This is a genomic window from Limosilactobacillus galli (assembly GCF_947381495.1).
GTDB classification, from domain to species: domain Bacteria; phylum Bacillota; class Bacilli; order Lactobacillales; family Lactobacillaceae; genus Limosilactobacillus; species Limosilactobacillus galli.
On record NZ_CANCWK010000050.1, the window covers coordinates 1 to 11,851 of the forward strand.

An 11,851-nucleotide genomic window follows, 5' to 3' on the forward strand; every position below is an offset into this window, starting at 1 on the left:
GCTTCTAATCACCGAAGTGATTGAAGACCCTACACATTTAGTTCGTCAAAACTTTGTTCAGTTTTCAAAGGTCTACCAAGTTGTTAAACACAACTTCATCAGTTTAGCATTTCTTAATTTTAAAGTCAAGAACTTTTTTAATTAAGAAATCAATTGAAGTAATCTCACATAACTCACGAGACAACTTTTATTATGTTAACAAATCAATCAATCATTGTCAACAGCAATTTTGAAGAAGCAATCAAAGATAAATCATCGATAACCGCTGCTTCGTAACAGCAAGTAATAATATACCAACCTCGCAACAATTCGTCAATACCTTTTCCGTAAAAAATCAGAAAGTATTCCGGAAGTCGTAAAGACAATTGAAAACTTCGATTGCTGCCAAATCGAGATCATCAAAGCGGAAGCGTTCCCGCGGTCGAAAGCGAACGTAGGTAAACTCATCGCGGTCGCGAATATAAGTCACCTCACACACCGGAATGCCAAACTGTTCGAATGTTCGATGCTGTCGGTTCCCGGTATAGTCATTGCGCATTGCGTCCAATCGTCGAATAATCTGCACTAACTGTGAAGCAGCCATTACATCCTCTCCTCAAATCATTACTATATCCTACCCTACTATTTTCGCCAGCACGCTTCAACTAATTTGCTACCAAAAAAGTCGAAGCATCCTCTTCAGACGCTTCAACCAATCTAATGCTTTTATTCTGTTGCCACCTTGTCTGGCTTGATCATCAATGCGATCATCCCCGTAACCATTCCAAAGTAGTAGGTAATCAGGCGCCACAGGATCATCGCTAAAACTAGCTTGGTATTAGAATGTACAAAGCTGGCAAAGAGAACTGAAAAGCTGTATTCGGCACCCCCAGCCCCACCAGGGATCGGGAAAAGGGAAATGATCATGAAGATCAGAACATGCAGGCTCACCACCATGACAAAGTCGATATAGTGAATCCCCAATGCCAGCATGATGAAGTACGGAATCATGTAGTAGAAGAAGAGCTGCAGCAAAGTGACGACGCAGACCCGCCCCATCATCCGGTATTCACTCTTCATCTTTAGACTCTCCTGGTAGAAGGAGTCCACCATCTCATTTAACCGAATCTTCATCTTCTCGTAGCGTTCCGACTTGATAAAGATCGCCACGGGTCGGATCAAGAGGTTCATTGCCCGCTTCGTAAAGCGATACCAGTACATCACCATCAGCAGACCAACAATCACGGCTAGGTGGATCAAAAAGCCCAGCACAACCAGGATTGCCAGTGCATGCAATTTCTCCTCAATGTAGTGAAACCCAATCATGAGGCTGATGATGAAGTTAATAACAATCATCGCCTGGAAGACCACAAACTTCATCAACAGGACCGAGCTGGCCCGTCCGCCATCAACGCCCGACTGCAGCATCGCCACCAGCTGGGCGGGTTGGCCCCCGGTTGAGAATGGCGTGATCCCGTTAAAAAGCTGCTCAATTGGGGGCAGGCGCAAAGCATCCTTCCAGGTAAAGTCACGGTGCCGATCCTTCATGAAGATCTTCACCACAACCCCTTCCAGTCCCAAATAGAGACAAATGCAGAGAATAGCCACCAGCATCCATCCCCAGTTCAGGGTATTGACCTCGCGAACCAGCAGACGGAGGTTGACTGTCCGCAGCGAGTATCCAATTATCCCCACCCCGATCAGCATCATCAGGATGAGAACTAACCAATTTCGTCTATTCACGGGTCTTCTCCTCCTGTGCCTGCTGGTAGTAGAAATCGTGCCAAACCTGAGCCAGGTGTTCCTTAGAGTAGCGCTGGGCAGCCAGGTGAGCCTGATGCTGCCAATGGGCAAGCCGGGCCGGGTCATTGCGCAGCAGGGTCAGCTTCATCTGCATCTCATCCAGATTCTCCGCGGGCTCATAGTCGCCAGCAATGATCGAATGGTAGAGATCAAGATCCCGCAGCATGACGGCGTTCCCACAGCTAAAGGCCTCCAGGACCGACATTGGGAATAGCTCGTTATACGACGGCAATAGGAAGAGGTCTGCGGCATTGTTCAATTCGACGATCTCATCACGGGAGACGATCCCCGTGAAGCGCAGATTTTCCGGTGGATTATCCACCACCTGTTTAAGCTCCCGGTAGCCATCCGTCAATCGTCCAAAGGAAAAACCGCCGGCCCAGACAAACTGAACGTCCTCATTCTGTCGGGCTAGCTGAATGAAGTCCGGAACCCCCTTGCGCTCCTGAACCTGACCGCTTCCAAAGACGATAAAACGATCCCGGGGCAGGTGGTACTTGTCGCGCAGAGCCTTTTTTTCAGCCGGCGTCACCGGGTGGAAATGATCGCTGTCGACAAAGTTCGGAATATAGCTGATCTTCTCCTTAGGGATTCCATAGGCCACCAGCTTATCGATAAATGAAGGATTGACGACCACCAGGTGATCCATCCGCTTATAGAAGGCAATGACGTACCGGTAGAAAATCCCCCGGAACGGCTGCGGAATCTTCAGGCTCCCTTCTAAGGTCTCCGGCAGAAAGTGGACGTAGCCGATCTTCCGGCCCCGCTTAGCAGAAAAGGTTGAAAAATAAAACGGCAGGTCGATCGTGTGGTAGTGGCTGATTGTTGACGGTCGATACTTGTTGATCGCAATATCAAATTCATCTTGAAAATTGTTCTCCAACAGGTGGACCAACTCTAGGTACGCACTGCCGACTCCTTGGCCAGCGACCTTATCTGCCGATGAAAACATTGTAATCTTAAGCATAAGAACTCCCTAATCAGTGAAACAAACGATGCCGCAATTTCGATCCCTGCTCTGCAGCCAATTTTTGCTGGCAGTCAGTGTAAAACTCGACCACCTGCTTAGCAAAGACTTCCGACGAGATCGAATGCAGCTTGGCCTGACGTCGAGCGTGCGACTCCTGATCGTTCGGATGATCGAGATAGTGCAATACCCCGCGTACCAAGCCGCTTTGCTGTTGGAAACTCACCCCAATCGCTGGGTCGTCGATCAGCTCGTCAGTGTACTTGCTCCGCATCACCACAATTGGCAGGTCAGACGCCAGAGCCTCATCATAGGTCAGCCCTTGGGACTCCGAGTCGGATGCCGAGACAAAGACGTCGGCCATCTGGTAATAGTGATAAACCTCATTGTTGTCCACCTCGCCGGCAAACTGAATATGGTCGGTCAAATCCAGCTGGCGAACCTGGCGCTCCAGTGAATGCCGGGCCGGTCCCGCACCCACAATGAGCAGCTGGGCCGCGGGGCGTTTGCTCAGAATATCGGGCATGGCAGCAATCAAAGCATTGATATTCTTCTCGTAGGCCAAGCGGCTCAATGAAAGCAGGACGGGGGTATCGTCAGCATAGCCGTAGCGCTGCCGCAACTCGTGCACCTGCGCAGCCGAGTCCTTTTGCCGGTACACCCGCAGGTTAATACCGGTGGGGATCACCCGAATTGGCGCCGTCACATGGTAGCTTCGCATGGTATCGAGAACCCGGTCACTGGGAGCAATCACCCCGTCGATGCTCTTCATGTAGAGGTGCACAAAGGTGGCCACGTTGCGCGGCTTGACGATGTGGCCGTTGGCAATGTAGTGCAGGTAGTCCTGGTACATCGTGTGGTAGGTGTGCAGGCAGGGAATCTTCAACTCGCGGGCCACCAGCTTGCCCATCATCCCCAGCGCAAATTCTGTCTGGTTATGGACAATGTCGAGCTGAAACTTCTTAGCCAGCCGCACCGCGCGGAAAGCTCCCCTGACGGCAATTCGCCGTTCCTTGAACGAAACAAAGGGGATGCTTGGAAAGCGGTAGATGCCCTCCTCCACATCGTCATGCTTGGCCTGCGGGTCGGTGGTGGTGAAGATATAGACGTGGTGTCCCTGGGCAATCAGTTCGTCGCGAAGGGTTTTAATCGAGGTCGCGACCCCACTGACTTGCGGAAAATATGTATCTGTAAAGAGACCGATATTCAAACTAACTGCTCCTTTTAATCGTATTTAGCCATAATATTTTATTATACGCGAATGTTCGCCAAAATGACATTTCATTCCATTCTAAGATTAATTGGGTCCCCTGACAAGTTTCCAGCCAACAAAAAGCAGGCGGAAGACGATGCTTCCGCCCACTGTCAAGTAAGTTAATCTTTGCGCAACATTGGCACGTATTCCTTTACCAGCATCTCCACCTCACGGGCACTGTGCGCGGCTAGGGCCCGGTGAACGAGCGGCTGGAGCTGGCGGTTGTTCAGGTGGCTGATCAGGGAACGAATCGGCAAGATCTGGCTGCTGTTCATTGAGAATTCATCCAGCCCCATCGCGGTCAAGAGTGGGGTTGCCAGCGGATTGCCGGCCATCTCCCCGCACATGCCGACCCACTTGCCCTCGGCATGGGCGGCATCGATCACCCGCTTCACCAGCCGCAGAACCGCCGGATGGAGCTCCTGGTACAGGTAGGAAACCCGGGAGTTTCCCCGGTCGGCCGCAAACAGGTACTGGATCAGGTCGTTGCTGCCGATGCTGAAGAAATCGACATCGGGGGCGAAGACGTCGGCCATCACCGCTGCCGACGGAACCTCCAGCATCATGCCGACTTCGATATTATCGGCTACCGCCACACCAGCGCGACTCAGCTTCCGTTTTTCATCATCCAGCATCTCCCGCGCCTGGGTAAACTCCTCGGGGGTGGCGATCATCGGGAACATGATTGCTAGCCGCCCATAGGCCGAAGCCCGCAACAGCGCCCGAAGCTGGAGACGCAGGATTGTCGGCTCGGCCAGGCCAATTCGAATGGCCCGAAAGCCCAGGTAGGGATTCTCCTCCCGGGGCAGCTTAAGCATCCCAAGTCGCTTGTCACCGCCGATGTCGAGGGTCCGCGCCACCACCCGTTGCTGATCCATGCCACTGACAAACTGGCGGTAAGCGTTGAACTGTTTCTCTTCACTGGGCAGTTCCGTCTGGTTCATGTACAAAAATTCAGTCCGCAGGAGACCAATTCCCTCAGCACCGTGGTCCCGCGCGATGGCAATATCACTCAGGGCACCGACGTTAGCCGCCACCTCGTACTTACGGCCATCCTGGCTAGCAGTGTGCTGGTCGCGAAGAGCTCCCCAGGCCTGTTGTTCGCGGGCAAACTCCCCCGCTAACAACCGATAATGCTCCAGCTGCTGCTCGGTCGGGTTGACAATCACCTTGCCGTGAATCCCGTCAACGATCAGCAGGTCACCAGTCTTGATCTTCTTGGTAGCCGTATTGGTACCGACAACCACAGGCAGGGCCAGGGTCTTAGACATGATCGAAAAATGAGAAGTCCGGCCCCCAGAATCCGTCACCAGGCCCACTACATAGCGGCGATCCAGCTGGGCCATATCAGTCGGCGTAATGTTCGGCGCTACCAGGATTGCCCGGTGGTCCAGGGCTCCCGGATCTGGGAGTTTGACGCCCAGCAGGTGGCTGATAACCCGCTTGTAGACGTCACGGACGGCCAGAATCCGGGAGTTCAAGTAGTCATCATTATTGCGCTCAAAAAGTGCCAGATAGTTATCAGTCGCTAATTTGACTCCCCACTCGGCCGTATAAGAATGTTTATCGATTAAACGCTCAATTGTTGTTAGGAGGACGGGATCATTCACCATTGCCAGCTGGGCATCCACCACCGCGACCGCCTGGTGGCCAAGGTCTTGATGAGCCCGCTGCCGGATAGCCTGCAGCTCTTTGGTGGTTAAAGCAAAAGAATCACGAAGCCGAGCGACTTCATGATTCTTGTCAGCAATATGCTGTTTCTTAATGGATAGATCTGGCCCTACTAATAGGTAAGCAGGAGCGATGGCAATTCCGCTACTCGCTGCCAACCCATCTAGTAGTAAAGACATTAGTCAGTCAATTCTTCCTTCTTCATCGTTTCAGCAACGGCGTCTAAGGCTTCCTTCTCGTCGTCACCGTTAGCCGTGATGGTAACGTCAGCGTTTTGGCCAACACCAAGAGACATAACACCCATGATGGACTTCAGGTTAACGCTCTTGCCCTCGTAGGACAGGGTTACATCTGAGTTGTACTTGGATGCAGTTTGTACCAAAATCGTTGCTGGACGTGCGTGAATACCAGTCTCAGCAGTAATTGTAAAGTCACGTTTTTCCATACTTAATCAGTCTCCTTCGAGCAGATTTACTTAATTATCAGCGGCCATACACCTCTGATACACCTCGATACGTATATTTTAGCAATTGTAAGCGTTAAATACAAGATCACGGAAAATTAAACTCGACCTTTTAGCGAATTCCTTAACGTTCCCGCAAATGATAGGTAATCTTCCCACCGATATTGGCCTTGCCTTCGATCTGGGTCCGGTACGGATAGGCGTGGAAGACCCGCTGGAACTCCTGGAAGTTCTCCGGGGTAATCTCGAAGTGGTCGATCTTGCCGGCACGCAGGTCGTCGAGTTGCTGTTCAAAGTTTTCCATATTATTACCTCCATCAAAATTTTAACATAAATTAAAGCTGGATCACTCATTTTAGCATTCCAATATAAAGAGTGCTAAAATCTAAATAGGTATTTAACCGTTGCTTACACCGCCAAGTCTTTATGATTTTCGCAGGTCAGCACTTCTGACTTGCTTTACGACTAAAAGTAAGTATAATGTAATCAATGGTCAAGAAAGGTCAAAGAAAATTCAGACCTTTCACCCATACTTTTTAAGGAGGTATTTTATTAGATGCTCTGTCAAAATTGTCATCAAAATCCCGCGACGATTCACCCACAGATGAACTTTAACGGTCAGCGGGTTCAAATCGACCTCTGTCAAGATTGCTATCAAAAATTACAAAACCTTCAAACCAATATGATGAACGGGGGGAACGGAATGAATAACTTCAATTTTGGAAGCCTCGAAGACTTCATGAACGCAATGAACAACATGCAAAGCCAAGCTGCCGGCAACGGTCAAGCAGCCGGTGCCCAGGGCCAACGTCAAGGCGGCCGGCGCGGCGGCAAGGGAGTTCTCGGTCAATACGGGATCAACCTCACCGACATGGCCCGGCAAGGCAAGATCGACCCCGTGATCGGTCGGGACAACGAGATCAAGCGGGTCATCGAAATCCTCAACCGGCGGACCAAGAACAACCCGGTCCTGATCGGTGAAGCCGGGGTTGGTAAGACGGCCGTTGTCGAAGGTCTCGCCCAGGCCATCGTCTCTGGTGAAGTGCCAGAAAAGCTGGCCAACAAGGAAATCATTCGGCTCGACGTCGTTTCCCTGGTTCAAGGCACGGGAATCCGTGGCCAATTCGAAAAGCGGATGCAGCAATTGATGCAGGAAGTGCAGAAGAACCAGAACATCATCCTCTTCATTGACGAAATCCACGAAATCATGGGGGCCGGTAATGCCGAGGGCGGCATGGACGCCGGTAACGTCTTGAAGCCAGCCCTTGCTCGTGGTGACTTCCAACTCATCGGGGCCACGACCCTTAATGAATACCGGAAGATCGAAAAGGATGCGGCCCTCGCTCGGCGGTTCCAACCAGTCGAGGTTGACGAACCATCCGTCGAGGAAACCATCAAGATTCTTAACGGGATCAAGGGTCGTTACCAAGATTACCACCACGTTAAGTACACGGATGACGCCATCGTGGCCGCTGCTAAGCTCTCTGACCGTTACATCCAGGACCGGTTCCTGCCGGACAAGGCGATCGACCTGCTCGATGAAGCTGGTTCCCGGAAGAACCTCACTCTGAAGACGGCTGATCCAAACACGATTGAAAATGAGATCCACACGGCTGAAGCCCACAAGCAGCAAGCTGTTGACAACCAAGACTACGAAAAGGCCGCCTTCTACCGTGACCAAGTTACTAAGCTGGAGAAGGCCAAGAAGGCAGCGGAAGAAAACCACACTGAGGACTCCGCTACGGTTACGGTTGCTGACATGCAAAAGATTGTCGAAGAGAAGACCAACATCCCTGTCGGCGACCTGCAGAAGCAAGAAGAACACCAGCTGCGGGACCTCGACAAGAAGCTTGAGGAACACGTCATCGGCCAAAACGAGGCGGTTGATAAGATTGCCCGGGCCATTCGGCGGAACCGGATTGGGCTGAATAAGTCTGGTCGGCCAATTGGTTCCTTCCTCTTCGTCGGCCCAACTGGTGTCGGTAAGACCGAAACCGCTAAGCAGCTTGCTAAGCAGCTCTTCGGTTCCAAGGATGCTATGATCCGGTTCGACATGTCCGAATACATGGATAAGACATCGACTTCTAAGCTAATCGGGGCTGCTCCTGGTTACGTTGGTTACGAGGAAGCCGGTCAATTAACCGAACAAGTTCGGCGGCACCCATACAGCCTGATCCTGCTCGATGAAGTTGAAAAGGCCCACCCAGATGTTATGCACATGTTCCTGCAGATCCTCGATGACGGTCGCCTGACCGATTCACAAGGTCGGACCGTTTCCTTCAAGGACACGATCATCATCATGACGTCTAATGCTGGGACTGGGGATGCCGTTGCCAGTGTTGGTTTCGGTGCCGAAGCCAGTGGCAATACCCACTCCATCATTGACAAGCTGACCAACTACTTCAAGCCGGAATTTCTTAACCGGTTCGACGACATCGTTCAGTTCAACGCCCTCACCAAGGACGACCTGATGAAGATCGTCAACTTGATGATCAACGACGTCAACACGATGCTCAACGATCGTGGCCTCCACATCGATGTCCCAGAAGACGTCGAAGCCAAGCTGGTCGACCTCGGCTTCGATCCAAAGATGGGTGCTCGTCCACTGCGCCGGGTCATCCAGGAACAGATTGAAGACCGGATCGCCGACTACGTACTTGACCACAATGACGTCAAGCAGTTAGTCGCTAAGCTCGACGACGATGGCAACATCACCGTAACTGCAGCTACGGCTCCTGCCACTACCAGCGACGTTAACAAGCAAGAAGACTAAATAAAGAACCCGCAACACCGGTCCCCTAATAAATAGATAACCCGTCCGGAATACGTACAATGATATTCCGAACGGGTTTTTATTATGGATGATATCTTTATTTGTTATTGTCCCAAGCGGCGCCGAACCTCCAGTACCGGCAACGCGATCAGCGGCACGATGATGACGGCCAGGAGAAGCTCCGCCAGGCCATTGGTCGCCATGATCGCCAACAGGGCCGGTAAAAGGTGGCTAACGTTCACCCCGTAAGCGTGGGCCACGGCGGGCGTCCGATAAAAGAGGTAGATCAGTCCCAGAACCAGGCCGGTATTCGTGATGGCTCCGGCGGCCGCTGCCAAGATTGCTGCCAAACGTTGAGAGTGGCTATAGTGGACAACCAGCTGGAAGAGGTAGCCGGCCACCCCGCCGATCATGATCCGTGGAAAAATGGCCACCAGCGGATTGGTAAACACCAGCGGAGCGAGCGGACTCGTCGGTGCCACGAAGGCGCGAACCCAGGTCAGGATACCCCAGACACCACCGATGATTGCCCCCTCCCCTGGCCCGAGGGTGATTGCCGCCAGGATAACCGTGACGTGGAGGGTGGTGATACTCAGCGGTCCCAGGGGGATGTTGCCGAAGAACGGAACCAGGTCCTGGAGGATGATAATCGCCATAAAGATTGCCCGTAGCGTATTCCGCCGGATGCGTTGGTGCCGTGTCATTCTCTTCCCTCACTTTCGTTTCGAATAGCTAAATTCTACCAGATCAGGGGTGGCTTGGCTAATTTTAAGGGTGATTAAAAATAGCAGAGCGAATGCGTGACGGCTAATAAAAAGCGGTATAATAAAAGAAATAGTATCTTTATCGGGGTGGAAACATGTTTGAAAAGTTTAAAACGGGCAACCCAATCTGGGTTTATTATGTCGATATTGATTCCGGCGCCAATCTGATTGTGCCCCAATTGCTACGGGGACGCATTGGCGAAGAATACCAGGTTGATCAGAAAAAGTTCCCCAACTACGACTATGTCAAGGCTGAGGGCGAGCTTACCGGGACCTTTGACATGACCCAGCGTAACATCAAGCTTTTTTACCGTAAGAAGTCATGGGGCGAAGTCCAGGACATCGATATGTATCTGGAGCTGGAGGCCCCAACGGTCGTCTACGATACTGTCGAGGGGATGCCGGTCAGCCAACCGCTGCCACAGGATATCATCATCAAGGCCTTCCAGCGGGTCGCCACCAAGGATGGGCAGTTCTGGTACGAGATTGGTGCTGACCAGTGGATCAAGTACGAAAAGATGCACGTCGTCGACAACCCGTTCGAAGGCGAGAAAAAGATCCCTTCACGCCTGGAAAACCAGCTGACCGTTCTCCGGCTCAATAACGTCAAGGCCACTATTGACTACATCCCCGGCAAGGCAATCGATATCTACGATGCCCCATATGGAAACCGCGTGGACAAGATTGACGATGGCCAGGAAGTTACCCTCACCAACAAGCTCAGCGATAACCAGCTGACCTGGTATGAGATTGGAGACAAGCGGTATGTTTCTGGGAATTATGTGAAGATTGATGAGGAGGAATAAGGATACTTATTCCTAACTAAAAAGGCGTTGACCAATTGCAGAACCGTAGCAATTGGTCAACGCCTTTGTTTTATTCAGGTGTAGTTTTTTCTTCAGTTGGATGTTCAATGCGGTAAATATCAAAGAAGTATTCACAGACGGTCTTAACCACCGCATAAGCCGGAATGCAAAGGATCATCCCCGCAATCCCAGCAATGTGTCCTGCCGCCAGCAGAAGCAAGATGATCGTCAGTGGGTGAATCTTAAGGCTGCGCCCAATAATGTTCGGGTAGACAATGTTCCCATCGATTTGCTGAACTATCAGGACCACAATGATTACCGGAATCAGCTTCTTCGGTGCCATCGTTAGTGAAACAAACAGGGCCGGCGCAATCCCAATATAGGGTCCGATGTAAGGAATAATGTTGCACAGACCAGCAACGATCCCGAGGACCAGGGCCATCGGTTGCTTGATGATCAGGTAACCAATTGAGGTGAAGACCCCGACGAAAAGACATTCAATCACCTGCCCAGAAATGTATGAGGACAGGGTATCATTCATCTTGCGGAGCAACTGGTCGACTTCCTTGGCATGGTGCGGTGACAACCACTTCTGGACACTTGGCGCCAGCTTGGAGCCATCCTTGAGCATGTAGAAGAGCATCACTGGCACGGTGATGGTAACCACCGTGATGTTGGTGACCATCCCAATAATATCGCCAACTCGCGACGACAACCCCTTCAGGACGATCTGAGCATACTTGGCCAGCTGGTGGTCGAATTGCCGATAGTAGGAGTTCAGGTCAACCTTCTTGAACGGCGAGTGCTGAATCGTGTTGTTCAGCAGGCGTTGAATCCCCGTAGCCGTCTGCGGCAGATGGGTCACCAGACTGGTGATTTCCTTGACCACCGGCGGAATCAGGATTGCTAGTCCCCCAACAATGATCAAAATCAGCAGGACTACCAGGAGGAGACTCGCCACCCCCTTATTAAAACGAAAACGACCAATCCGCACCTTCATCATCAATTTAAGGATTGGGTTCAGCATGTAATACAGAAAGCCCGATAAGATCAGCGGCACGAAAACCACTGAAATAAAAGTTAAAAAGGGCTTGAAGATAAACTGAATCTTCGTGCAGACAAAGATTAACGTCGCAATGACAAGCAGGACCAGTGGCCAAAAAAGCCAATGGTAGAATTTTTGACTAGACATTATATTTCATCCTTAGCTTTAATTAATCATCTAATATGATAAGTCTATTTCATAGCAAAAGATAGCTACTAATTCTAAGGACGGTGAAGTTTTTATTTCACTCTAAATTTCAAGAATAAGTTAGCCACTAAGCTGAAATAAATAGCACTGACCAATTAATTATTGGTTGATGAGAACG

The 11,851-nt window shown here is 51.1% G+C and carries 11 protein-coding genes; 2 read left to right on the forward strand and 9 right to left on the reverse strand.

The annotated features are described in order from the left end of the window. Positions 1-334: 334 nt before the first annotated feature. From QOS10_RS08245 to QOS10_RS08275, 7 genes are all read right to left on the reverse strand, one after another. Entirely contained in the window at positions 335-583 is a 249-nt protein-coding gene (locus tag QOS10_RS08245) for a DUF1797 family protein (protein ID WP_283594989.1), read from the reverse strand. A gap of 122 nt (positions 584-705) precedes the next feature. Continuing rightward, a complete protein-coding gene (locus QOS10_RS08250; RefSeq protein ID WP_283594991.1) occupies positions 706-1,722 on the reverse strand; it encodes a lysylphosphatidylglycerol synthase transmembrane domain-containing protein in 1,017 nt (338 codons plus the stop codon). Further along, complete coding sequence (locus QOS10_RS08255) at positions 1,715-2,749, reverse strand: glycosyltransferase family 4 protein (protein WP_283594993.1); 1,035 nt, start codon at positions 2,747-2,749, stop codon at positions 1,715-1,717. Before QOS10_RS08255 ends, QOS10_RS08250 begins: the two co-directional genes overlap by 8 nt. Before the next feature lie 13 nt (positions 2,750-2,762). Beyond that, on the reverse strand, positions 2,763-3,959 hold the full coding sequence (locus QOS10_RS08260) for a glycosyltransferase family 4 protein (protein WP_283594994.1): 1,197 nt from the start codon (positions 3,957-3,959) through the stop codon (positions 2,763-2,765). Between the two features lie 164 nt (positions 3,960-4,123). Next, a complete protein-coding gene (ptsP, locus tag QOS10_RS08265; protein ID WP_283594996.1) occupies positions 4,124-5,854 on the reverse strand; it encodes a phosphoenolpyruvate--protein phosphotransferase in 1,731 nt (576 codons plus the stop codon). After that, positions 5,854-6,120, reverse strand: a complete 267-nt coding sequence (locus QOS10_RS08270) for a phosphocarrier protein HPr (RefSeq protein ID WP_283594998.1) — start codon at positions 6,118-6,120, stop codon at positions 5,854-5,856. The genes ptsP and QOS10_RS08270 overlap by 1 nt, the downstream gene beginning before the upstream one ends. 142 nt (positions 6,121-6,262) lie before the next feature. Then, the gene (locus QOS10_RS08275) at positions 6,263-6,442 is read right to left on the reverse strand and encodes a hypothetical protein (protein ID WP_283594999.1); all 180 of its coding nucleotides are present in this window, start codon (positions 6,440-6,442) and stop codon (positions 6,263-6,265) included. A 252-nt stretch (positions 6,443-6,694) separates the two neighbouring features. Here QOS10_RS08275 and QOS10_RS08280 point away from each other — a divergent pair, with 252 nt between their 5' ends. Beyond that, on the forward strand, positions 6,695-8,911 hold the full coding sequence (locus QOS10_RS08280) for an ATP-dependent Clp protease ATP-binding subunit (RefSeq protein ID WP_283595001.1): 2,217 nt from the start codon (positions 6,695-6,697) through the stop codon (positions 8,909-8,911). A gap of 104 nt (positions 8,912-9,015) precedes the next feature. Here the strand turns inward: QOS10_RS08280 and QOS10_RS08285 are convergent, their stop codons facing one another. Beyond that, entirely contained in the window at positions 9,016-9,615 is a 600-nt protein-coding gene (locus QOS10_RS08285; RefSeq protein ID WP_283595002.1) for an ECF transporter S component, read from the reverse strand. A gap of 155 nt (positions 9,616-9,770) precedes the next feature. Between QOS10_RS08285 and QOS10_RS08290 the strand changes: the two genes are divergently transcribed. Continuing rightward, positions 9,771-10,481 carry a MucBP domain-containing protein gene (locus tag QOS10_RS08290; protein ID WP_283595003.1) on the forward strand — a complete coding sequence of 237 codons (711 nt, stop codon included), beginning with the start codon at positions 9,771-9,773 and terminating at the stop codon, positions 10,479-10,481. A gap of 70 nt (positions 10,482-10,551) precedes the next feature. Here the strand turns inward: QOS10_RS08290 and QOS10_RS08295 are convergent, their stop codons facing one another. Then, positions 10,552-11,673 carry an AI-2E family transporter gene (locus QOS10_RS08295; protein ID WP_283595004.1) on the reverse strand — a complete coding sequence of 374 codons (1,122 nt, stop codon included), beginning with the start codon at positions 11,671-11,673 and terminating at the stop codon, positions 10,552-10,554. Between the last annotated feature and the right edge of the window lie 178 nt (positions 11,674-11,851).